The organism is Mycobacterium sp. NTMscope_Eco_3 (assembly GCF_976985685.1).
Genome location: NZ_CDRJYZ010000001.1, coordinates 1117408 through 1141412 on the forward strand (window position 1 = coordinate 1117408; position 24005 = coordinate 1141412).

Genomic DNA, 24005 nt, shown 5'->3' on the forward strand with positions numbered 1-24005 from the left:
ATGTTGGCTGGACTGGCCTTTGGCTCGGAGATCAAACGTTTCGGCCGTAGCCGATTGACGCGCGTGGCCATCGTCGTACTGATGCTGCTGCCCCTGGTGTACGGGGCGCTGTACCTGTGGGCGTTCTGGGATCCGTTCGGCCACACCAACAAGATGCCGGTGGCGCTGGTCAACTCCGACCGCGGCGCCGTCGTATCCGGGCAGCAGTTCAATGCCGGCGCGGAGATCGCCAAGAGCCTGACCGCGGACGGCGGCCTTGACTGGCACGTCGTGGACTTACCGGAGGCACGCAACGGAGTCGACCACGGCAAGTACTACTTCATGGTCGAATTACCGCCAGATTTCAGCGCGGCCGTCGCGTCGCCGGTGACCGGGCAACCCAAGAAGGCCAACCTGATCGCCGTCTACAACGACGCCAACAACTACATCTCGACGAGTATCGGTCGTACCGCCATCGGCCAGGTGCTCAACGCGGTATCCAGCCGGATCTCGGGACAGGCCGTCAATCAGATGCTGTCGGTGGTGGTTTCGTCGGGATCAGGTATCAAGCAGGCCGCAGACGGGGCCGCGCAACTCGATGACGGCGCGGGCCAGCTGGTGGGCGGCCTGGACACCGCGCGGTCCGGCTCGGCAACGCTTGCCGCTGGTGCCAAGCAACTGTCAGACGGAATCAACCAGGCCACCGACCCGCTGCTCGCGGTGACCAAGGCGGTGTCGCAAATCGGCGGCAGCACGCAGCAATTGCAACAGGGCGCAGCCGCACTTGCGCAGGCCAACGACCAGCTCGGTACCATCGCCGCGGCGCAGGATGCCGCCGCAAACTCGCTGTCATCGGTGATCGATCAGCTCTCCGCGCGACAGGATCCGCTCGCGAACAACCTGCGCGGCATCCAGGATCAGCTCCGGGGTCACCAGTTCACACCCCAGATCCGCCAGCAACTCACCGATGCGCAGAACGCGGCGATCGCCATGACATCGGGGCTGCGTAACCCAGGCAGCCCCCTCGGGTCGGCGCTCGACCAGGTCGGCAGCAAGGGACAGGAGCTGACGAACAAGCTCACCCAGCTGCGCGACGGAGCCCAGCAAGTCGCCACCGGCAACGCCGAATTGGCCGGTGGCATTGCCAAGCTCGACGACGGGGCACGACAGCTCAAGGCGGGATCGGCCGAGCTGGCGACCAAACTCGCCGACGGGGCCAAGCAGGTACCCAACTGGACAAGCCAGCAAAAGGATGCGGTTGCCGACACAATTGGTGGTCCGGTGCAACTCGAGGCCTCGCATGAGAATGCCGCGCCCAACTTCGGCACCGGGATGGCTCCGTTCTTCCTCACGCTCGCCTTGTTCTTCGGTGCGTTGGTGCTGTGGATGGTGCTGCGGCCCTTGCAGTCTCGCGCGATCGCGGCGGAAGTGCTCGCGTTCCGCGTGGTCCTCGCCAGCTACCTGCCCGCCGCCGCGATCGCGCTATTCCAAGCGGTCATTCTCTACTGCGTGGTCCGGTTCGCCCTCGGTATGCACGCCGTCCATCCGGCGGCCATGCTGGGGTTCATGGTGCTGATTTCCAGTGCGTTCGTAGCCGCAACGCAGGCGATCAACGCGCTTGTCGGTCCAGCGGTGGGCCGGGTGCTGATCATGGCTCTACTCATGTTGCAGCTCGTCAGCGCGGGCGGCATGTATCCCGTGGAAACCACGTCACGGCCATTCCAGATCCTGCACCGCTTCGACCCGATGACCTATGGCGTCAACGGGCTCCGGCAGCTGATCCTCGGCGGCATCGACGCGCGGCTATGGCAGGCGATCATCGTGCTGGCCGGGATAACCGCTGCCGCACTGGCGATCTCCTGCCTGTCGTCGCGACGAGACAGGGTCTGGAATCTCAGTAGGCTGATCCCCGCGATCAAGATGTAAGCAGGGCTTCAGCCGATCCCGAAATCGATGATGCCCCGGACGATTTTGCCGTTGAGCAGATCGTCGTAGGCGTCGTTGACCTCGTCAAGGTGATAGCGCTTGGTGATCATCTCGTCGAGCTGCAACTGACCTGTCTCATACAGCCTCGCCAACCTGGCGATGTCGGCCTTCGGGTTACATGAGCCAAAGATGGTGCCCGCCAACGTCTTATTGGTCAGGATGAAATCCTGCAAGTCGATCTTGACGGACCGGGTCAACTGCGACGTCATGCCGGTGAGCACACACGTGCCGCCCTTGCGCGTGAGCCGCACCGCGTCGCGCACGTCGTCGGCGGTGATCAACGACGGTGAGACCACCACGGCGTCGGCCATCACCCCGTAGGTCAGACCCCGCACCAGGTCCAGCGCCTCGGCGGTCGTCGCCACGCTGTGCGTCGCACCGAATTGCAAAGCCGATTTCTGTTTGAAGTCAACAGGATCGACGGCCACGATCTGGGCGGCGCCGTTGATGCGGGCACCCTGGATGGCGCCCGTGCCGATCCCGCCGACGCCGATCACCACGAGGGTATCGCCCGCACGCATGTTGGACCGGTTGGCGACGGAACCGTATCCGGTCGGGATGGCGCAGGACAACAGCGCGCTCGACGTCAGTGGCAGATGTTGCTCGATCTTCACCAGTGAATTCGTCGAGACCACGGTGTGTTCGGCGAAGGCGCCGATCTTGGAAATATGACCCAACTTCCGGCCGTCGGCGGTGTGGTGGCGGAACGTGCCGTCGGTCGGCATTCCCGGAACCATGGTGCCGATGCCCTGGTCGCAGAGGTACTCGATTCCACTGGCACACCAACGGCATTGGCCGCACACGGCGACGAAGGACATCACCACGTGGTCACCCGGCGCGACATCGGTGACGCCGGGGCCGACCTCACGCACGATGCCGGCGCCTTCGTGGCCGCCGATCGTCGGGAACATGGTCGGCAGCCCGAGGGATCGCATCACCTCATTGGGCGCCGACATGTCGCCTTTGAGGATGTGGTCGTCGGAGTGGCACAGGCCGGCGGCGGCCATCTGCACCAGGACTTCGCCGGCCTTGGGCGGGTCCAGTTCGAAATCTTCGACGGACCACGGGCCGCCAACGTCGTGCAGGATCGCTGCGCGGCTTTTCATGCGGCGGGCGTGAAGGTGACCGGAAGCTTGTTCGGCGACCGGAATGTGAGCCCGACGATCTTGGACTCCTCCCCGGTTCCGTCGTCGGGCACGAACGCCAAATCCTCGACGCGGTCGAACAGGCTGTTCAACATGACCCGCGTTTCCAGTCGCGCCAGATGCATGCCGAGGCACATGTGAATGCCGCCCGCGAAGGCGATGTGGGCCTGGCGCGGGCGGCAGATGTCGAACGTGTTGGGGTCGCTCCAGCGGCTCTCGTCGCGATTGGCCGAACCCATACACATGTCGATCTGGGCGTTGGCCGGGATTGTCTTACCGCCGATTTCGACCTCCTCGGTCGTGGTGCGCATGACCATGGTCAGTGGCGTTTCGAAACGCAGGCCCTCCTCGATCGCCATCGGCAGCAACGACCGGTCCCGGCGGACCATCGCCAGCTGCTCGGGGTGGGTCAGCAGCAGATAGAGCAGATTGCCCGACGAACGGTACGTGGTTTCCAGGCCGGCGGGAAGCAGCAATCGCAAGAAGGAGATGATGGCCTCGTCGGTGAGCTTCTCGCCGTCGATCTCCGCGGCGACCAGGTCGCCGATGATGCCATCGGTGAGCTTGCGCCTGCGCTGCTCGACCTGTTTGAGGAAATAGTCGTAGAGCTCCGTGGCGGCGTTCAACCCCGCCTCGATGTCGGTCGGGATCGAGATGAGGTCGAGCGATAGGCGGCGGAACAGGTCGAGATCTTCGGCGGGCAGACCGAGCAGCGTGGAGATGATCCGCGTCGGGAACTCGAAGGTCACCGCCTTCACCAGGTCCGCCTGGCCCTCGTTTTGGATTTCTTCGACGAGCTGATCGCACACCGGCCCGATGACCGATGGCTCCCACCGCGCCAGGGCGGTGGCGCGGAAGGCTTTGGCCACCAGATTGCGATGGTCGTGGTGTTCCCTGCCGCCCATCGCCAAAATGGTGTGTCCCATCACCAGCCCGATGGTCTTGTCGTAGGCGGCCGACGTGAAGACCCGGTCATCGCGAAAAGCCTGGGACACACCGTCGTAACCGAACAGGACCCATTCGTCGTCGGGCCGCAATTCCTCCGGCAGCTGCCCGGAATCGGCCAGGGAGCCATGCCAGACCGGGTCCGTGTGCCGCATGTATTCGAAAAAGGGATAGGGGCTGGTTTCGCCGGTGAAGTCGAGCGGGGGGACCACGGGCTGACCGTTCGGGTCAGTGCTGAGCGTCATCAGCGCTTCCTCCTGGAAACAACCGAGTAAGGCCGTTCGCGCGGACCGATTGACGACCGCCCGCTAGTCCACGGCGGGTTTGTACCGAGCGGAATTTAGCTATCATAGTATAAATAGCAACGAAGCCCAACGGCTTGCTGCGATCGTCGCGTCGGGAGTCTTCTCGCGCCGATGCCTACCTCGTCTGCCTCCGGCGAAAAGCTCAGGTCTACCTTGAAGGTGGTTTAGCGTGCATGACGAGCCGGAGAAATTGAGTAGGTATGACACAGACGAACCTGGCCCGGCCCCATGGCCTCACCCGCATCGACCCGGTATTGCGCGATGCCGCCGTTGAGTTAGGCGTCTTCGAGTTCCGCGCCGAGACGTTGGCCGCCGAGCGGGAGCACGCCAACCTGCTGGCCGCCCAGCGCGCCGCGGCGGCCGACACCGCTGGCGTCTTGATCGACTCCCGATCCATTGCCGGGCCGGGTGGCCAGTTGGGGCTTCGTTTGTACCGCGGCCGCACCGAATCCGCCGCGCCCCTGGTGGTGTACGCGCACGGCGGCGGGTTCGTCACCGGGAACCTGGAGACAGACCATGCGCACTGCGTGGAGCTGGCCCGCGACGGCGGCTGTCTGGTGGTTTCCGTCGACTACCGGCTGGCGCCCGAAAATCCGTGTCCGGCCGCGCTGGACGACGTCGAAGCGGCCTTCCGCTACGCGGTCGACCACAGCGCGGAGCTGGACGCCGACGCCAGCCGCATCGCGGTCATGGGCCGGGACGCCGGCGCGGCGCTGGTCGCGAGCCTGACCCAGCGCATGTTCGACCAGGAAGGTCCACCCATCCTGATGCAGATCCTGCATCAGCCGATGCTCGACTCCGATGCCACGCCGTCGCGTCGCGAGTTCCAGCGCACCCCGGGTCTCAATGGTCCGGCCGTTAGCCGGGCCTGGAACCACTACCTCGGCCACGCCAGCGCCAGTGGGCAACACGTCCCCGCGCACCGGGCGAACCTCGAGGGGCTGCCACCCACGTTCGTCAGCTGCTCCGAAATCGATCCCTGCCGAGACGAGGCCATCGACTACGCCAATCGGCTGCTGCATGCCTACGTCCACACCGAACTGCATGTGATTGCGGCGACCTTCAATGGCTTCGACTCGATGGTGCCGGATTGGATTGTTTCCCAGGAGAACCGGGCGCTGCACGCCCAGGCGGTACGCCGTGTGTTCGCCATGTAGGAAGGGCTCGTCCGGGTAGACCCGGGCGGTTTCCGCGATTCCCCGAGGCGCACGTTCGGCACGGTTTTTACCGACCGAACTCCGGTATCTCTTACCGTATCGCCCGTTGCTAACATCGGAATCGCCAGCCAACCGAGGACCGATCGGGCGGATGATCAAATACCCAAACCGTTTCCGTTGCACCCGCAGCGATCGAATGTCAAGAAGGATCCCCTCGGCGCCATGACCACCATCGACTCTCCCGAAAAGATCCTTTTCACCTCGACCACCCAAGCCTTTCTCGAAAAGGAGGCGCCGCTGCGTCGGGTGCGGGAGCTACACGCCGAGGGCGCGTCGTTTGACCCCGCGTGGTGGCGGCGCGCCGCGGAGCTCGGCTGGGCGGGGCTGCTCGTCCCGGAGGAGCTGGGCGGGGGAAGCGTGTCGGAGAGCGGGTTTGCCGACCTGGCGACGGTCGCCGAGCAACTCGGAAAGACGGTGGCGCCCGGGCCGCTGTATCCGGTCAGCACCGTCCTGTCGGCGCTCGCCGACTGCACGAACTCGGCCGCGCACAGCGACGCCATCGAGGCGCTGATAGCGGGTGAAACGGTGGCGTCGTGGGCGGTTTGTGAGCCCGGCCAGGGGTGGGCGCCGCTCGATCCCTCGGTGACGGCCACCGAGACCGACGCCGGCTACCGCATCGACGGCATCAAGGACCGCGTCGAGGCGGGCGCCCAGAGCGCGGCGCTGCTGGTGGTGGCGCGCAGCGGGGCGAATGCCGCTGAGATTCGCCAGTTTCTGGTCCCGACGGACGCGTCCGGCGTCAGCATCGAGCCCCAGCAGTCGGTGGACCTGGTCAAGCAATACGCGCGCGTGCGTTTCGACGGTGTCGTCGTACCACGGTCCGCGGCGGTCGGCACCGCCGACGAGACGGCCGCGCTGGTCGATCGACAAAGCCAGATAGCCCAGGTGTTGCAATGCGCCGAGGTGGTCGGCGTCCTGCAGACGGTGTTCGACTTCACCACCCAGTGGGCGCTGGACCGGCACACATTCGGCCGGCCGCTGGCGTCGTATCAGGCCCTCAAACACAAGTTCGCCGATATGAAGCTGTGGCTGGAGGCCTGCCGGGCCACCACGTGGGCGGCGGTGGACGACGTGGCCGCCCGCGCGCCGCAAGCGGGTTTGTCGGCCAGCATCGCGAAGTCCTACGTGGGGGAGATGGCCGGCCAGATCGTCCAGGCCTGCGTGCAGATGCACGGCGGCATCGGCGTCACCTGGGAGCATGACCTGCACCTGTATCTTCGCCGGGTTGCGTTGTACCGCGGCATGTTTGGGACGCCGGAGGAACATAACCTGCGGGTGTACGAGTTCGAAAAGGCGGGTCGTTCGGACAGATGACGCAGACCGAATCCGTCGCAGAGTTCGCCGCCCGGGCCAGGGCATGGCTGGCCGACAACATGCCCGCCATCGACCGCGACTCCCCGCCACCGGCCCCGCGTGACGATGCACGGGCGTGGCTGCGGGCGCGAGAGCTGCAAAAGCGCTTGTACGACGGCGGTTTCGCCGGCATCTGTTTTCCCCGCGAGTACGGCGGGCTGGGGCTGGACTACGAATACCAGCAGGCATTCGACGCCGAAACCCTGGACTACGAAATGCCCTTGATCCTCAACACCCCGACGTTCACCATCTGCTGTGCGACGCTGCTTGACACCGGCAGCGAAGACCAGAAGAAGCAGCACATCGCCGCGGCGCTGCGCGGCGAAGAGGTGCTGGTGCAATTGTTGAGCGAACCCAGCGGCGGATCGGATCTGGCCGGCGTGCTCACCCGGGCCGAACGCGACGGCGACCGTTGGATCATCAACGGCGCCAAGACCTGGAGCACGAGCGCGTTCGCCGCCGATTACGGCCTGTGCCTGGCCCGCACGAATTGGGATGTGCCCAAGCACGAAGGCCTGACCATGTTCCTGGTGCCCATCGCTCATCCGGGAATCACGTTGCGGCACATCACCATGCTGAGTGGTTCCACCGAATTCTGCGAGGAGTTCCTCGACGGAGTCGACGTTGGGGACGACGCCGTTGTCGGGGAGGTCAACGGCGGCTGGGCGGTGGCCTCGCGGCAGCTGTATCACGAACGGCGGGCGGTGGGGCAGGGCTCGGAGTTCGCCAGCGGTGGCGGCAGCGAGGGCGGCAACGCGATCCCGGTCGATTACGTGAGCCTCGTGGAGAAGACCGGACAAGCCGACGACCAACGCGTGCGCGAGAAGGCCGGCCGCGTCCTGGTGCACCGTGCCGTCGCCGAGCAGTTGATCGGCCATGTGTACCGCAGTGTCAGGGACGGCGTCCTGCCGCCGGCGGCCGGAACGCTCATCAGATTGTTTCACTCCGAGACCGTGACCACGGATGTCGACACCGCGTTGGAGATCGTGGGAAGCGCCGGCGTGGTGGGGGAGCAGGGCGCCGGCCTGGAGGCGGGGTTGCGTTACTTGTCCCGGCAGACGGTCGCGATCGGCGGCGGCACAACGGAAATGGCCCGCAACGTGATCGGCGAGCGGGTGCTGGGCTTCCCCCGTGAATATGCCGCCGATCGCGGGGTGCCGTTCAACCAGGTGCGGCACGGCGAGCGATCCGAGCGGTCTTAGCCTTCGGCCACGACGTTCTCGGCGAGACCGCTGACCACCGGGATCTGCACCAGTGACAAGACGTGGTGCGCAGGGGTTCCTGGCGGGGCCACCAGCACGTACTCGCTGCCCTGTCGTTGCGCCCGCTCCCGCGCGGCGGCGAGAGCGCTGACGCCCGCCGATCCGAGGTGGGTGACGGCGCTGAGATCGATGGTCAACGGTGCGACGCCGGAACGGCTTTCGACCGCGATCTGACGGTCCAGGGTGGACGCGGTGTTGGAATCGACGTCGCCGCTGACCACGATGCGGCCCGGTTCGGTGACCGCGGAGACGAACTCGGAGTCGTGTGCCCGACGACCGGCCGCGCGGCTGATCAGCGAGTCCGTGACGAAGTCCGCCGGCCGCGACAGGTGGTGCCTCACACTGGCGGTCGTTCCATCGGGGCCGTGACTGACGTGCGCGTGTGACACCAAGGCTTCGGCCATGGCGAGGCCGCGGCCGCGGCCGGTCTCGCCTTCGCGGTGATCCTTCCACCGTCCGCGGTCGATCACCGAGACGTGCAGATCGCCATCGCCGGACAGCGTCGCTTCGACGACGACGCCGTCGGAGACCTCGGTGGCGTACCCGTGCTCGACCGCGTTCTCGACGAACTCCGAAATCGCGTGCACGACATCGGAGATGTCGTCCGCGTCGGCGCCGATCTCCGACAGCCACTGCCGCAGCCGATTGCGTACCGTGCGGGCGGTCTGCAGCGTGGCGTCCAGCGTCATGTTCAGCGGCGCGGGCGGTGTGCGGCGCTGCGCCGCAAGGAGCGTCACGTCGTCGCTGTAGCCGGTCGACCGCAGCAGTAATTCCAGTGTCTCCGAACAGATTCGGTCGACCGGTCGCTCCGATGATGCGATGACAAAGCCGCGTTGCCCTCCGGCGATATTCGCGGCCAGCTCGGCGAATTCGGCGGTGCTGGCGCCCAGTGGCCGGCCGGGTCGCTCGATCAGGCCGTCGGTGTACAGCAGGATCGAGTCGCCCACGTCAAGGAATTCGGTGCGGACCGGAAAGCCGGTGCCGCTGCCGAGCGGGCCCGCGCCGGAGGGCTCGAGATAGCGCGAGGTCGCGTCCGACGTCACCAGCAGCGGTGGTGGGTGACCAACGGTGCAGTACCGGAATTCGCCGGTGCCGAAGTCGAGCGCTCCGACGCAAATCGTGGCCGTGTTCGACCCGGGCACGTGCTTGCGGAATCGGTCGACGGCCTCGAGCGCCTCGGCGATCGGATATCCCGCAACGACCTGCATCCGCAGTGCGGTCCGCAGTTGCGACATCACCGCGGCCGCTTCGACACCATGGCCGACGACGTCACCGACGACGAGAACCAGCCTGTCCCCCAGGGGAATCGCATCGAACCAGTCGCCACCGGCCGCGGTGTCTTCCGTGGCGACGAGATACTGCGCGGTCACGTCCGCGCCGGGAATGACGGGCACCGACGGCGCCAGCAACGCCTGCTGCATGACGGTGGCGGAATCGCGGACGTTGCGGTACCGCTCGGACAGCTCCTCGAGGCGCGCTTCGGCCGCCATCCGCATTTGCACCCGGTCCGTGACGTCGGTGAACGCGAGCTGCACGCCCTCGATCGTGCCGTCCTGGGCGTGGCGCGGCGAGACGATGAAGTCGAAGAAGTGTTCCTGCGCTCGGCCCGCGCCTTCGAAGTCGGCTTGGACCCGCCACTCTGTTCCTGACTGCGGCTCGCCCGTCTGGTACACCCGGTCGAACATCTGGATGATTTCCTGGCTCACAAGCTCGGGATAGACGTCGCGGGCCAGCAGGCCGATCGAGTCGAGGGGAGGACTGAGGATGCGGTAAGCCGCGTTGACCGCGACGAATCGGTGGTCGGGCCCCTCGAGCCCGACCAACAGCATGGGGACATGCTCGAAGACGCGCCGTACATCGTCGGCCGCACCAACGGTTCTGTCCCAGTCCTTTTCGGCCACCATCTGGCCGTTCCTCCTCGCAGTTTCGACGGGCCTGCGGGCAATCAGAGTCGTAAACCGGGTCAAATGAGTTGACTTATTCAGCGCACGTAGGTGTTCAGATTAGCAATGGTATTAGTTGCATACCGCAACGGTTTGATACCGGAGTGTTATATCGCCGAATCCGGCGACAGGCAAAATTGACGTCGCCGCAAATCGCGATAGCCGTCGACGCGGGTGCGCGCGTGCGGAAAGGGCTTGCCCGAGTGCGTCATCGGCAGCGTCATGCGAATTCGTCGCGCCGTGTCCGCAGGTGCATTCCGGAAGGCCGGTTACGCGTTGCCGGGCGAGCGAGTTCGCGATGGGTCACCCAAAACTACAGGCGCACAAAATATTTCGGCCGACCTACCGGACGGCGCCGGGCACCCGATCAGGCCGAGACGGGCTTTTTTGAAGCCGGCGCGGAAACCTTCATCAGCTTCATCAGGTTGCCGCCCATGATCTTTGCCTTGTCCTCGTCGCTGAAGTCGGCCAGCTCGTCGACGAAGGTGATCGGGTCTTTCAAGCCCTCGGGGTGCGGCCAGTCCGATCCGAAGACCACCCGGTCCGTGCCCACCATGTTGACGATCTCGGTGAACCGGTCCTCCCAGAACGGGCTGACGTACACGCACCGCTTGAACGTCTCGATCGGGTCCTCGGCGAACGCTTGCGGCATCTTCTTGTAGACGCCCTTGAGGCCCCGGAACAGGGTCGGCACCCAGTCGGCGCCATTCTCGATCGACAGTATCCGCAGGTCAGGGTTGCGGGTCAGCGCGCCATGGCAGATCAGGGCGCCAAACGCGTCCTCGATCGGGCGATGGCCCATGGCCAGGCTGCGGAAGGCGGTCGGCTTGAACGGCAGGAACTCGTCGCCCGGCTCCCAGATGTTGAGCAACTCGGAGTAGCCGCTATCCGAAGCGTGCATCGAAACGGGGATCTCGGCGCGCACGCAGGCCTGCCAGAACGGATCGAACTCTTCGAGCCCGAACGACCGGCTGCCGCGGTAGCCGGGCACCGGCGCCGGACGCACCAGGACGGTGCGGGCGCCGCGCTCCAGGCACCACTGCAATTCCTCGAGCGCGCGGTCGACGATCGGCAGGGTGATCACCGGGGTGGCGAAGATGCGGTCCTGGTAGTTGAACGACCACTGCTCGTACATCCACTCGTTGAGCGCGTGGATGACGTCATGGGTCATCTCCGGGTCGTCCTTCATGCGCTCCTCGACGAGGCTGGCCAGTGTCGGGAACATCAGCGCGAAGTCGATGCCGAGTTCGTCCATGACCTCCAGGCGTGCGCCCGGTTCGCGGAAGGCAGGGATGGCTTTCATTGGCTCGCCGAGGATTTCGCGGTAGCTCTTGCCCTGCGAGCCGTGGCGGAAGTAGTCCTCCTGGGCGCCCGGGCGGGCCACCACTTCGAACGTCGGGTTCGGGATGTATTCGCTGATGTGGCCGCGCACAACGATCTTGGTGCGGCCGCGGACCTGGACGTAGTCGATGACGTTCTTGCGTTTGTCCGGCAGGAACTTGGTCAGCGCTTCCTGCGGCTCGTACATGTGGTTGTCCGCGTCGAAAACGGGGAAGGGAAGCTCGCGAGACGGCATGGCGATCTCCTTGCAAAGATTCTGAATTCTCACTGCCCGGTAACGACGTTACCACTCCTGGGCAACGAGGTATACCCGCGCCTACCCGTCCGCCTGCGGCCCGATGGTCGGCGTTGTGCCGTTGATGATGGCGAAGTTCACGGTGGCGGTGGCGAGCAGTTCGTCGTCGCCGTCCCCGAAGATGTCCACCTGCATCACCATCGCCCGCCGTCCGGATCGCAACACCTTGGGCACCGCGAACGCCGCGCCCTGCCGGACGGGTCGCAGGTAGCGGACAAACAGATCCGAGGTCGTCATCGTGGTGCCGGGCTCCAAATACTCCAGCCCGAATTGCCCGCCCGCCACGTCCACCAGCGTCGCGATCAGGCCCCCCTGCAGGGCGCCGGACGTGTTGACCACCTGCGGGCTGACCGGCATGGTCATGGCGAATTCACCGTTGCGGCTTCCCGGGCGCATGCCGATCTGAGCGAACAGCTCGGCCAGCGACGGGACCGTCGACTCTTCGTCGGTTTCGCGGATGCCGAGGGCGCGGCTGCAGAAGTCGTAGAGGTGGCCGGTATCGACGGGTGCGCCGTTCAATTCCGAACCCAGCCAATGCAATCGCTGCGCGCCCATCACCGTCTGCATGACGATGGCGGCCGACGCGCCGACGTCCAATCCGGGGTTGAAGACCCCTTCGGTGATGCCCTGCCCGACGATGTCGCGAATCAGCCGGTGCAACGGTGAGAGCACGCGGGCGTAATCGCGGGGACGGGTCTCGGCCAGGTGCTGGTTGTACAGGGTCAGCGCCCGATTCAGGCTGTCCTGGGTGCTCGATTCCGGTTGCTGGCTGAGCCGGTCGATCAGCAATTTCAAGGCCGAGGTGCTGTCCAGCCCGTCGGTCTCAGCGCGCCACGCCTGCACCGATTGGGCGATGGTTCGGTCGAACAGCGCCAGCAGCAGTTCGTCCTTGCTGGCGAAGTGTTGGTAGAAGGCCCGCAGCGAAGTCTTGGAGCGTGCCACGACCTCCTGCACGGTGAAGTCGGTGCGTCCCGTTTCCCCCAGAATCGCGACGGCGGTCTTGATGAAGCGGTCGCCGCGCGTCACTTCGGCTTCGTCATTAGGGGCGGTCATCGGCGCTGGTCCCTTCCGTGGCGCAATCCTTGCGCTCCGAGAATGAGGTTACCGCGCTTCGTGGCGTGTCCGCGATGCCCAGACCGGACGCCGTCCTCCCTGGTGGCGGTGCACCGCCCCGCCGCACGCAAATCGACCGGGCCGACCGCCATTTTCACGGTGCGTTTGTTGACGTCACATTTGATTTTGCGGTCATTGAAATTCTCGACGCGGGCGAATATGCCGGCCGGATGCGCAGGTGTGCCCGCCACTGCCGTTGCCGACCAACGGTCCGACGCTCAGCCGCCGCGGGCCTCGATCATCGCCGAGCGGTTGACCTTCGTCGCGGCGGTGCGCGGTATCGCGTCGACGAATTCGACCGTCTTGGGCGCCTTGTAGGGGGCAAGGCGGCTCTTGGCGTACGCGATCACGTCCCGTTCGGTGAGGGGCTCGGCGCCGTCGGCGTCGGCGCGCTGGATCACCGCGTGCACGCGGCGCCCCCACTGCGGATCGGCAAGGCCGATCACGACGACGTCGGCGATTCCGGGGTGGCCGGCGAGCGCCGACTCGACTTCGGCCGGAAAGACATTGGCGCCGCCGCTGACGATCATGTCCACGCGGCGGTCCACGATGTAGAGAAAGCCGTCCTCGTCGAGGTGGCCCATGTCCCCGGCGGAGCGGAAGCCGTCCTCCGTCGACGGAAGCGGGGGCGCCCCACCCAGGTAGCGGTACCCCGCGCTCATCGGCGCTCGCAGGTACACGTCCCCGTCCTCGCCGGGTCCCAGCGGCCGCTTCTCGGCGTCCAGAATGCGGATCTCGGTGTCCCGGAAACCGCGACCCACGCTGCCCGGGTGGGCAAGCCACTCGTCGCCGCGCAGCGCGGTGAGCCCCAGGTTTTCGGTCATGCCGTACGCCGTCACGATCTGCTCCGGGCTGAGCAGTTCGAACCAGGTGTGCAGCAGCGACGGCGGCATCACCGCGGCGCCCTGCAGGATGAACACGATGCTGGACAGGTCGCGCTCCCGGACGTCGGGCCGGGCCGCGATGCGCGCCAGCATGGTGGGCGTCGCGGTGAAATTGGTGATCCGGAAGCGCTCGATCACGTCGAGAGCCAATGCGGCGTCGAACTTTTCGAGTATCACCAGATGGTCGCCCGCCAGCAGCATGAGGAAGGTGGCGAAGCCGTTGGTGTGATACATCGGCGCGGGCACCATGATCGTCTGCGGCTGGGAAACCGGTGTCCAGTTCGACAGGAACGGTTCGCCCTGCTGGGGGATCCACAGCGACGGCGCCAGGTTCAGGATCACCTTGGGCACGCCGGTGGAACCGCTGCTGCAGATTCCGTTGGCGGTGGGGGAGACCGCCACCGGCAGGGGACCGTCGGACTCGCCGGCCGCGCGGGTGTCGAGTTCCCAGCGGCTCTTTTCGTCGACGACGACGACGGGATCGATCACCTCGCGTACCCGGTCGCGCTCCCACTCGGGAAGATCCCAGTGCATGGGCACCGGAACCGCGCCGATCTTCCAGCACCCCAGCGTCGCCAGCACAAGATGCGCGGAGTTCGGGATGGCAAGGGCGACAAGGGAACCGGTCGCGGCGCCGTTGGCGGCAAGGGCCCGGCCCCACTGGTTGGCGCGGGCGTCGAGCTCACCGAATGTCAGCGTTTGCGCGGTGCCGTCGAGCGCCACGATCGTGACGCCGGTATCGTCCGGACGTTGTTCGGCGAGCTCTTGCAGCTTGGTTCCGAACGGAACTCCGTCCGCGAACGGGTTTTCCGCCGCGTCGGCCGCGACGGGTTCGCTACTCACCTGCGCCGTTCCTCCTCAATCGTCGTGCGGCGGCTCACGCGGATACCGGCTCGCTGAACAGCGTCTCCAGCGACCCGTCCGACACGCTGGGGATCAGGCGCAGGGCGAGTTCCTCGGTGCCCAGCGGCAACCGGATCAGCGGCTGGGTGTGCCGGTCGAGCACGCTGACGTCGGACTCGTCGCAGAAACCCAGGGCTCCGAGTAACTGGTGCGACGTGCGCATCACCTGCCGCGCGGTGTCGGCGGCTTTGAGCCGAAGGACCAGGGCGTCGGCCGAATGGATCTGCGACGGCAGCGATTCGGGTCGGCAGATCGTATATTTCGCGAGTTCGTGCAGCCCGCGCACCGCGACGGCGGCGTCCGCGACGGCAAACCTGACGGCCTGAAAGTCCGCGAGCGGCTTGCCGAACTGAATCCGGGCGCGCACGTGTTCGGTGACAATCTGCAACGACTGCTGCACCGCTCCCAGAATCCGCCATGATCCCAGCACGAGATGAAGATTAACGTCGGCGGCTCCGACGCTTCCCTCGGGTGCGCCCAGGGTGGCCGGAACCAGGAACGGCCCCAGCTTGGCGCCGGTCCGCGCCGCCGGCTGCGGCCGGTACCGGTTGCCGTCCAGGTCCGCGGCGATCCAGTCGCCGGCCAGATCTCCGTGGTCGATGCGCGGGGCCTTCGGATTCACCAGGGCCAGGCGCGCGCCGTCGATCGACAGCAGCTCCTCCACCAGTGGATAGGGCAGCACTGTGGCGCCGGCGGCCTGGCACAGCACCGCGGCAGCCAGCAGATCGTCCGGGGCCGAGCGCACGTCGAGGTCGAACGCGCCCACCTCGTTCAACGCGGCGCGCGCCGCGTCGCGGACGGTGTCGTCGGCCTCGGCGCGCAGCGCGGCCGGCGGTCCACCCAATCGGGTTAGTCGCTTGCCCGCGACCGCGGCGAAATCGCTGATGTCTTGTGGCAGATCGGTTTTCATCGACTTCCTCCCAACACGTCCCGTGCCACCAGCATCTTCTGCACTTCGATGGTGCCCGATGCCACGGTGGCCGCCTGTGCGTAACGCCAATGGTCTTCGATCGCCCCGTGCAGTGGCGCGGAGCTGCCGCTGTCCAGCGCCGTGGGGCCCAGCACGTCGAACAGCAGCTCGGCGACCTGCTGATCGAGGGTCGTCGTGACGATGCGGGCGGCGCTGGCGGCCGCGCCCGCCGCCGGATCGTCCTGCAGTGACACGGCGCGATAGGCCAGCAGCCGGGCGACGCGCAGGTCGACGAGCGCCCGCACCCACCGGGTGCGAATCGTCTCGGGCAGCTCGTCCCATTCGTCGTCGAGCCGGCTGCGCATCCGTTCGAGCAGCGACTCGCACCGCGCGTACCGGGCGATGCCCACCCGCTCGAAGGCCAGCGCTTCGCGCATCACCCGCCACCCGTCACCGACCTCACCGAGCACGTCGCCGGGAAACGCCTGCACGTCGTCGAGGAACATCTCGTTGAGGTGGTGCGGCCCCAGCATCGACGGGATCGGCCGGACGGTGAAACCGGGGCGGTCCATCGGGATCAGAAACAGGGTGAGCCGCTGGTGTTTTGGGGCGTCTGGGTCGGTGCACGCCGCCAGCACGCACCAAGAAGCCATCAGCGCATAGGACGTCCACACCTTCTGGCCGGTGATGCGCCAACCGTCGCCGTCGGGAACGGCGCGGGTGCGCAACGACACCAGGTCGGTGCCGGCCTCGGGCTCCGAAAAGCCTTGGCACCAGATGACGTCCCCGGCGGCGATGGCCGCCAGGTGCTTGGCTTTCTGTTCCTCGGTCCCGTAGCGCATCAGCGCCGGACCGACCCAGTTGATCCCCATGTACTGCGGACCGCGGGGCTCATGTTGGGCCCACATCTCCTCGCGCAGCACCGTCTGCTGCCAGACCGAACCACCGCCGCCGCCATGCTCTTTCGGCCACGCCAGCGCGAGCAGTCCCTCGGTGGCCAGTAGTTTGCAGAACGTCTCGGTGGTGGCGAGGTCCTGCGGGTTTTCGGTGCACGCGCCGAGGAAGTCGGCGGGGATGTGGTTGGCTACCAGCTCGCGCAGGTGGCTTCGCAGTTGTCCGGCGTCGTCGCCGAGGTCGTAGTCCATCGTGGTCATCCCTTCGGCAGTCCGAGCAGCCGCTCGGCGATGATGTTGCGCTGCACCTCCGACGTGCCGCCGTAGATGGTCGCGGCCAGCGCGTCCTGACGTTCGAACAGCAGGTCCGGGTCGGCGGCCGACTCCGGGCCCGCCGTGGCCGCGCCCAGTTCCCAAACACGCTGCAACGTAAGCGATCCGAGCAGCTTCATGGTGTCGGCTTCCGGGCTGGGCCGCCCGGCCAGTTCGTTGCCCAGCGCGCGATATCCGGTGGCCCGCAAGGCTTCGGCGTCGGCGAGCAGCGAGCCGAGCTCGGCGTAGGCGTCGTGGCCCAGGCCCGTGCCGGAGCGAACCGCGTCGAGCCCGCGTTTGATCTCGACCCAGTTCATGATCCAGATCATCTGGCGTTCATGCTGCAGCGACGACAGGGCGACATTCCAGCCGCCGTTGAGCGGCCCCAGCAGATTGTCGGCCGGCACCTCGACGTCGTCGAGGAAGACCTCGCAGAATGTTTCGTCGGAGATCGAGGCCATGCGGATGGGCTCGATCCTGACGCCGGGCGCGTGCAGGTCCAAAATGAGGCACGAAATGCCGCGGTGTTTCGGCGCATCGGGATCCGTGCGCGCATACAGGGTGCACCACCGCGACTCGTGGGCCTGGGTGGTCCAGATCTTGTGACCGTTGACCCGGAACACGTCTCCATCAGGGCCACAGCGTTCGGCGCGGGTGCGCAGTCCGGCGAAATCGGACCCGGCCTCGGGTTCGGACATGCCCAGCGCCCACCACTCGTCACCGCGTAACAGCGGAACGAGCAGCCGCTCGACCTGGGCGGCGGTGCCGAACTGACGAATGCCGGGCGCGGCGACGTTGGGGCCGGCGATGTTGGGCAGTTTGGGCGCAGAGCGCAGCGCGGCCTCGAGCCGGACCTCCATGGCGTCGCGCAAGCCCAGGGACCGGCCGCCGTGCTCGCGAGGCCAGGTCGGCTGGATCCACCCGGCCTCGAAGGCGGCCCGTTGGTAGTCGCGCCGCAGGCCCAGGTCCCACCGGTACTGCCGGTACTTCTCGTAGTAGTCGTCGGGCAGAAACTCCGTCAGCCACCGACCGAATTCCTCAACGACGATGCTCATCGGCACCGCTCCTCCTCATCGCTGCGTCCCCCGCAAGCGGGAGGTGCCCCCGCTGCATCGTCGCCGGTGCGGCTCACGCGGCGCCTCCGCAGAATCGGCGGCCCACCTCGTGATAGAGCGCGCGACTGTCGCCCAGCAGCGCGGCGCCCTGCCAAGCGCGCCTGACATAGAGGTGCACGTCGTGTTCCCAGGTCTGTCCGAGCGCGCCGTGCACCTGGACCGCGGTGCGCGCGCACGCGGCGGCCGCGTCACCGGCCGCCGCTTTCGCGAGGGCGGCGGAGGTCCACGCATCGCCGGGCGTCGCGGCCGGGTCGGAAAGGCGCGCCGCGGCCGCATAGGTGAGACTGCGGGCGCGTTCCAGGCCGACGTAGTTGTCGGCCAGCGCGTGCTTGATTCCCTGGAATGCGCCGATCGGTTGGCCGAACTGGCGCCGCGACTTCGCGTGCTCGACGGAGCGGTGCAACGCGGCGCTCGCCACGCCGACCAGGTCGGCGGCGCAGGCCACCCACGGCGCCGTCAGCGCCGATTCGACGTCGACGCTCGCGGCGGCCGCGGGCACGGCGTCGATGTCGACCGCAGCCAATGGCTGGGCGGGGTCGGTGGGTTCAGCCGCCGGCACCACGGTGACACCGTCGCCGCCACGGACGACCGCCGCCACGGTGTCACCGGCGTCGTCGCGGGCGAGCGTGACGACCAGCTCGGCGCGCGACAGGTGGGGGACCGCGACGGCGCGGCCGCGCATCCGCCCGTCACGCAGTGTCATCGGCGCGCCGGGCAGTCGCGACCCGGGTGCGTGGACGGCCAACGTGGCCACGGCGCCACCGGCGATGTCGGCCAGGACGGAGTCGAGGCCGGCGGCCCGCAGCACGCCCGCGGCCAGACCGACGCTGCTCAGCAACGGGATTGGCGCGAGCGCGGCACCGCATTCCTCGAGCACCACGGCCAGCTCGACCGGCCCGTAGTCGGTTGCTTGGGGGGCGGCGAGTTCGGTCCAGCCGAGGTCGACGACCGTCTTCCACAGGGCGCGCCAGCGCTCCGGATCGGTGATCGCTTGACGCGCGGCCTCAGGCGGGCACTCCGTACGTAATATGTCGCGTACGGCGTCGCGCAGCGACAACTGTTCCGAGTTCAGCCCTACATCCATAAGACCTCTAACATAGTAAAGATAATAAACTAGCCCGGCCGGTGCAATCGCACCGAATCACACGCATAGGTGGCGCATGGTCGAGTGGTATCTGTTCCTGCCGCAGGTCCGGTTGTCGGCGGCCGACATCGCGGAGCGGGCGCGCCACGCCGAGGCCAGTGGCTTCGACGGCATCGCGTTCATCGATCACCTCGAGGCGCCCGGGCTGCCCGACGAAAGCATCTGGGAGGCAATGGGGATCGCCACCTGGGTGGCCGCCAAGACCGAACGGCTGCGGATCGGTCATCTGGTGCTCTGCGACGCGTTCCGCCACCCCGCGGTGCTCGCCAAACAGGCCGTCACCCTCTCGGAGGCGTCCGGCGGCCGATTCGAGCTCGGCCTGGGGTCGGGGTCGTGGCCCGCGGAGTTCGCCAGATTCGATGTCGGCCAGCAGGATCCGAAAGCACGGGTCGCTCAACTCGACCGCCACCTGAAGCTGCTCAGGCAGTACTGGGGCGACGGGATGGGGGAGGGCGAGTCGGCGCCGCAGGCGCCGCGACGGTCGCACCCGATACCGCTGGTCCTGGGTGGCAGCGGTCCCCGGATGATGGAACTCGTTCGCAGATACGCGGATTGGTGGAATCTGCCGGCGCATCAGCTCGACAAGCTGCCGAAACTGGCCGGGGCCGCGGGAACCGCCCGGTTGTCGACCCAGCAGATGGTGGGCTTTGTTCGGTCGGGAACCGATCCCGATGCCGTGCGCGAGGTGAGCACCCGCCGATTCGGCAACCTGGGATCCGGACTGATCTGCGGGGCTGCCGACGAGCTGTTCGGGCACTTCACCGGACTGGCCGGCCAGGGGGTCGAGCGGTTCTATGTCTGGTTCGCCGACTTCGCCGCACCGGACTCCCTGCACGAGTTCGGCGAATCGGTGATCAAGCCCTTTCCGGCGCCGTAGGCGTCAACCCCGTTGCGCGCGGCGGCGGGCCTCGGTGGGCACGACCGGCGGTCGCGCGAAAGGGCCGCGCTCCACCGCGGACAGGCGGATCTCCGGCAAGTCGACCGACGGGTCAACGGTATCCAGCCACACGACCGCTTCGGCGACGTCGGAGACCGCGATCGCGTACATCTCGAACGGAACGTCCTGCAGCATCTCGGTGGCCACCGGGCCCGGCGTGACGACATGCACGCTGATGCCGTCGCGATCGACTTCGAGCGCCAGGGCCCGCGCGAACGCGTTCATGCCGGCTTTTGAGGCGGAATAGGCGGTGCGCGCCGGCATCGGCTCGTGTGCCGCCGAGGACGAGATGAACACCAGCCGCGAGCCCGACTTCATCCTGGGCAGCACCGCGGACGTCACCACGAAGCACGAATCCAGGTTCGCCGACATGATGGCCTGCCACTGCTCGAACGTCTGCTTGCGCGCGTAGGTTCCGCCGAGCGTTCCCGCCGCGTGGACAACGAGGTCGATTTCCCCCAATGCGCTTATCGCGGTGGGGAATCCGAGCGGATCGGAGGCGTCGGCCACCACATGACGCGCACCGATCTCCTCGGCCGCGGCGCGCAGCGGGCCTTCCCGGCGAGCCGAGAGCACCACGTCGTAGCCGCGCTCAACCAGCTTGCGGGCGCACCCTTTTCCGATCCCGCCGCTGCCGCCGGTGACCAATGCGGTTCGCATGACCGTTGCAGGCCGCCCTTCAGGATTGCCGAATATCCCGCGACCGCGACAAGGCCTGCGGGGACAGCGCATAGATGCGTTGATCGTGCTGACCGGACAGCACGTAGGTCTGGGTGTCGGCAAGGTGGCGCCCGGCGATACGACGGGCCCGGTCGACGTTGCCCTCCGCGATCGTCTCGGTCAGCTTGACGTGGGTGGTGAGCACCGCGCGGCGCTGAGCCAGCGAAGGGTAGGTGCCCCGCGACGCGCTCTCGTCGGCCCACTGCCGTTCGTGACTGGTCCACAGCGTCTCCAGGCTGCCCACGACGGCGATGATCGTGTGGTTGCCGCAGCCGCGGACGACGAGATCATGGAATTCACGGCCGATTTCGGTGAACCGGCGGCCGTCTTCGAGGTGTTCGGCCATCGACTCGTTGATCCGCGTGAGTTCGGGCACCAGGGTCTCGGCCCGGTCCGGGCGGCGGGCGGCCAGCGCGGCGCACGCGGGCTCGAGTTCCTGTAACGCCATACCGAGATCGGCCACCTCGACGGACTCGCTCTGCAGCAACAGGCCGAGCATGTAGGCGGCGCTGGTCTTCGCCGGGGCGTGCACGACGGCGCCGCCACGGTTCCCGCGCCGCACCGACACCAGGCCCTCGGTTTCCAGGATCCGCAAGGCCTCACGCAGCGACACCAAGCTCACGTTGAACTGTTCGACGAGCACCTCTTGCCGCGGCAGGAGATCGCCATCGGCGAGGTCGCCGTCGATGATCTGACGGCGCAACTCATCGGCTACGATTTCGGCGATCCGCGGCGCCGACAACCGGCGCCGGGCGTCGGGGCCAATTCCCAAGGCGGTCATCCGATCCTCGAACAAATCAACTCGCTGGCTTAGCTATTTTAGCAGTAATGATATAAATAGCTTCTCTGATCGCGCGTCGATCGGAAGGGCGGGTGCAAGTGAGCGAGCGGTCCGAAAGCCGGCCGACACCGCTACACGATTTGCGTGTCGTCGAGATCAGTGACCGGATAGCGGGCAGCTACTGCGGGAAGCTGCTGCTCGACGCGGGCGCTCAGGTCTACAAAATCGAACCGCCGCAAGGGGATTGGCTGCGGCGGTACACCGCCAGCGGTTCGCCGGTCGCCGAAAACGGCACCGCGCCTTTTTTCAGCTACCTCAACGCCGGCAAGCGCAGCATGACGTTCGCCCCCGGTGGCTCGGATTCGTCGCGACTGCGCGCCATGCTGGGCGCCGCCGACGTCGTCGTCGTCACCGCCGGCCCGGCGCAGGCCGCGGCGATGGGCATCGACCCGCGGCAACTGCTGGAACATTCGCCGCGGGCCGTCATCGTCACGATCTCCGATTTCGGCTGGGCCGGACCCTACGCGGACCGCGCCGCCAGCGAGTTCACCTTGCAAGCGTGGGCCGGCTCGCCCGGCTTCCGCGGCGATCCCGCCGGGCCCCCGATTTCCATCGGCGGCGATCTGGGCGAGTACATGGGCGGTGTGTTCGCGGCGTTCGGCGCGTTGGCCGTGCGCCGCCGCGTCGAGCGCGGCGGGCCCGGCGAGCATCTCGACCTGTCCATGCTCGAAGCGCTCACCACGATGCAGAGCAGCGAATGGCTGCATTCGCAACTGCTGCGCGTCCCGCCGGTCCGCCGCACCACCGAGGTGCCGTCGATCGAGCCCGCCAAGGACGGCTACGTCGGGATCACCATGGTGACCGGGCAGCAGTGGCTCGACTTCGCCGCGATGGTCGAATGCCCGCAACTGGAGGAGATCGAGCAACTGCGGTTTCAGATCGGCCGGTGGCAATACCGCGACCTGATCCGCGAACAGATCCATCCCTGGCTGGCCGAACGGACCGTCGCGGAAATCGTCGAGCTCGGACATCTGTTCCGGTTGCCGATCGCCGCGCTGGGCAACGGCTCCACCATCCGGGACCTGGAATACGTGCGCCAGCGCGAAGCCTTCATCCACAACCCGGCCGGTTTTCACCAGCCCCGCCCACCGTGGCTGATGTCGGCCTGCGCGCCGGCTCGCGTGGGCGCCACGCCCCGGCTCGGTGAGGCCGATGGCGAATCGCCTTGGCGCCGTGATGAATACGAATCCGAACCGGCGCTGGATGGGTTACCGCTGGCAGGTGTCCGCATCATCGACCTGACCGCGTTCTGGGCCGGGCCGGCCGCGACCCACCTGCTGGCCGCGTTCGGCGCCGACGTCGTCAAGATCGAATCGATCCAGCGGCCCGACGGCATCCGCTACTCGGGCGGCATGCGCACCGACGTGGACGACTGGTGGGAGTACGGCTGGGTGTTCCACGCGATGAACACCAACAAGCGTTCGGTCACACTGGATTTGGGATCCGAGCAGGGCCGTCGCCTGTTCACCGAACTGGTCGCCGGCGCCGACGTCGTGATCGAGAACTTCTCGCCGCGGGTGATGGAGCACTTCGGCCTCACCGCCGAGGTGCTGCTCGGCGTCAACCCCGAACTCGTGTTCGCCCGGATGCCCGCATTCGGTGTCGAGGGTCCGTGGCGGGATCGGGTCGGCTTCGCCCCCACCATGGAACAGATCGCCGGATTGGCCTGGGTGACCGGGCTGCCCGAGGCTCCGCCGGTGGCCCCGCGCGGGGCCTGCGACCCACTGGCCGGTGTCCACGCCGCGTTCGCCGTGCTCGCCGCGCTGAGCTTCGCTGAGGGCACCGGGTCGGGCCAGCTGGTCGAGCTGCCGATGCTCGAAACGGTGCTCAACGCCACCGCGATCCAGGCGATCGAGTCCGAGGTCTTCGGTGTCACGCTGAGCCGCCGGGGCAACCGCGGACACGGCGCCGCGATCCAGAACATCTACCGCTGCGCCGGCTCCGGCGACAAGAACGACGATTGGATCGCCGTGACCGTCCGCGACGATGCGCAGTGGCACGCGCTGGTCGACGTGATGGATCGTCCCGGGTGGTGCGAGGACGAGGCCCTGTCCACCGTTGCCGGGCGCCACGAACGAGCCGACGAGGTCGATGCCCGGCTGGCGGACTGGTTCGTCCACCAAACCCTTGAATCGACGGTGGAACGCTTGGCCGACGCGGGAATTCCCGCCGCGCCCGTGGTGTCGCCGTCGCTGGTCACCGACAATCCGCAGTTGCGCGAGCGCGGCTTTTTCGAGGCGCTGCATCATCGCAGCACCGGACTCGGCCTTTACCCGTGCCCGCCGTTCGCCCTGCTCGACGGCCAGGACCGATGGCTGCTGCGACCGCCGCCCAAGCTGGGCGAGCACAATGAAGAGATCCTGCGCGATCGGTGTGGGCTGACCGACGAAGAACTGACACGCCTTGCGACCAGCGGGGTGATCGGGACCCGCCCCAAGGGTCTGTAAGAGAAGTGGAGGGCA

General features: G+C 67.2%; 18 protein-coding genes. 6 read left to right on the forward strand and 12 right to left on the reverse strand.

Features of this window, described 5'->3' with window-relative positions; genetic code table 11:
- Complete coding sequence (locus AC0KTM_RS05365; protein WP_238957473.1) at positions 1-1905, forward strand: YhgE/Pip domain-containing protein; 1905 nt, start codon at positions 1-3, stop codon at positions 1903-1905.
- A gap of 8 nt (positions 1906-1913) precedes the next feature.
- On the opposite strand, the gene AC0KTM_RS05370 is transcribed toward AC0KTM_RS05365, so the two are convergent.
- Together AC0KTM_RS05370 and AC0KTM_RS05375 are read right to left on the reverse strand one after the other, a co-directional pair.
- Positions 1914-3071, reverse strand: a complete 1158-nt coding sequence (locus AC0KTM_RS05370; protein WP_238957474.1) for a Zn-dependent alcohol dehydrogenase — start codon at positions 3069-3071, stop codon at positions 1914-1916.
- Positions 3068-4300 carry a cytochrome P450 gene (locus AC0KTM_RS05375; RefSeq protein WP_225326623.1) on the reverse strand — a complete coding sequence of 411 codons (1233 nt, stop codon included), beginning with the start codon at positions 4298-4300 and terminating at the stop codon, positions 3068-3070. The genes AC0KTM_RS05370 and AC0KTM_RS05375 overlap by 4 nt, the downstream gene beginning before the upstream one ends.
- Positions 4301-4560: 260 nt before the next feature.
- On the opposite strand from AC0KTM_RS05375, the gene AC0KTM_RS05380 reads away from it, so the two are divergent.
- From AC0KTM_RS05380 to AC0KTM_RS05390, 3 genes are all read left to right on the forward strand, one after another.
- Positions 4561-5517, forward strand: a complete 957-nt coding sequence (locus AC0KTM_RS05380; RefSeq protein WP_225326622.1) for an alpha/beta hydrolase — start codon at positions 4561-4563, stop codon at positions 5515-5517.
- 222 nt (positions 5518-5739) lie between these two features.
- Positions 5740-6891: an acyl-CoA dehydrogenase family protein gene (locus AC0KTM_RS05385; RefSeq protein WP_225326621.1), complete on the forward strand. Its 1152-nt coding sequence runs from the start codon at positions 5740-5742 to the stop codon at positions 6889-6891.
- Positions 6888-8132 (forward strand): acyl-CoA dehydrogenase family protein, encoded by a 1245-nt coding sequence (locus tag AC0KTM_RS05390; protein ID WP_238957475.1) that lies wholly within the window; start codon positions 6888-6890, stop codon positions 8130-8132. Before AC0KTM_RS05385 ends, AC0KTM_RS05390 begins: the two co-directional genes overlap by 4 nt.
- On the opposite strand, the gene AC0KTM_RS05395 is transcribed toward AC0KTM_RS05390, so the two are convergent.
- The 8 genes from AC0KTM_RS05395 to AC0KTM_RS05430 form a co-directional block, all read right to left on the reverse strand.
- Positions 8129-10096, reverse strand: coding sequence for a SpoIIE family protein phosphatase (locus tag AC0KTM_RS05395; protein WP_225326619.1), 1968 nt, complete (start codon positions 10094-10096; stop codon positions 8129-8131). The genes AC0KTM_RS05390 and AC0KTM_RS05395 overlap by 4 nt on opposite strands.
- Before the next feature lie 406 nt (positions 10097-10502).
- The gene (locus AC0KTM_RS05400; RefSeq protein ID WP_225326618.1) at positions 10503-11711 is read right to left on the reverse strand and encodes an amidohydrolase family protein; all 1209 of its coding nucleotides are present in this window, start codon (positions 11709-11711) and stop codon (positions 10503-10505) included.
- 81 nt (positions 11712-11792) lie between these two features.
- The gene (locus tag AC0KTM_RS05405) at positions 11793-12824 is read right to left on the reverse strand and encodes a hotdog fold thioesterase (protein ID WP_472415115.1); all 1032 of its coding nucleotides are present in this window, start codon (positions 12822-12824) and stop codon (positions 11793-11795) included.
- A gap of 278 nt (positions 12825-13102) precedes the next feature.
- Positions 13103-14611: a class I adenylate-forming enzyme family protein gene (locus tag AC0KTM_RS05410; protein WP_472415117.1), complete on the reverse strand. Its 1509-nt coding sequence runs from the start codon at positions 14609-14611 to the stop codon at positions 13103-13105.
- Between the two features lie 34 nt (positions 14612-14645).
- Positions 14646-15581 (reverse strand): acyl-CoA dehydrogenase family protein, encoded by a 936-nt coding sequence (locus AC0KTM_RS05415; protein ID WP_225326615.1) that lies wholly within the window; start codon positions 15579-15581, stop codon positions 14646-14648.
- Positions 15578-16735: an acyl-CoA dehydrogenase family protein gene (locus tag AC0KTM_RS05420; RefSeq protein ID WP_238957478.1), complete on the reverse strand. Its 1158-nt coding sequence runs from the start codon at positions 16733-16735 to the stop codon at positions 15578-15580. Before AC0KTM_RS05420 ends, AC0KTM_RS05415 begins: the two co-directional genes overlap by 4 nt.
- The gene (locus tag AC0KTM_RS05425; protein ID WP_472415119.1) at positions 16732-17841 is read right to left on the reverse strand and encodes an acyl-CoA dehydrogenase family protein; all 1110 of its coding nucleotides are present in this window, start codon (positions 17839-17841) and stop codon (positions 16732-16734) included. The genes AC0KTM_RS05420 and AC0KTM_RS05425 overlap by 4 nt, the downstream gene beginning before the upstream one ends.
- A 73-nt stretch (positions 17842-17914) precedes the next feature.
- A complete protein-coding gene (locus AC0KTM_RS05430; protein ID WP_225326612.1) occupies positions 17915-18985 on the reverse strand; it encodes an acyl-CoA dehydrogenase family protein in 1071 nt (356 codons plus the stop codon).
- 76 nt (positions 18986-19061) lie between these two features.
- Here AC0KTM_RS05430 and AC0KTM_RS05435 point away from each other — a divergent pair, with 76 nt between their 5' ends.
- On the forward strand, positions 19062-19922 hold the full coding sequence (locus tag AC0KTM_RS05435) for an LLM class flavin-dependent oxidoreductase (RefSeq protein WP_225326611.1): 861 nt from the start codon (positions 19062-19064) through the stop codon (positions 19920-19922).
- 3 nt (positions 19923-19925) lie between these two features.
- On the opposite strand, the gene AC0KTM_RS05440 is transcribed toward AC0KTM_RS05435, so the two are convergent.
- Complete coding sequence (locus tag AC0KTM_RS05440) at positions 19926-20642, reverse strand: SDR family oxidoreductase (RefSeq protein WP_472415121.1); 717 nt, start codon at positions 20640-20642, stop codon at positions 19926-19928.
- 19 nt (positions 20643-20661) lie between these two features.
- Positions 20662-21483, reverse strand: a complete 822-nt coding sequence (locus AC0KTM_RS05445; RefSeq protein ID WP_225326609.1) for a FadR/GntR family transcriptional regulator — start codon at positions 21481-21483, stop codon at positions 20662-20664.
- A gap of 92 nt (positions 21484-21575) precedes the next feature.
- Here AC0KTM_RS05445 and AC0KTM_RS05450 point away from each other — a divergent pair, with 92 nt between their 5' ends.
- A complete protein-coding gene (locus tag AC0KTM_RS05450; RefSeq protein WP_472415123.1) occupies positions 21576-23990 on the forward strand; it encodes a CaiB/BaiF CoA-transferase family protein in 2415 nt (804 codons plus the stop codon).
- Positions 23991-24005: the final 15 nt, after the last annotated feature.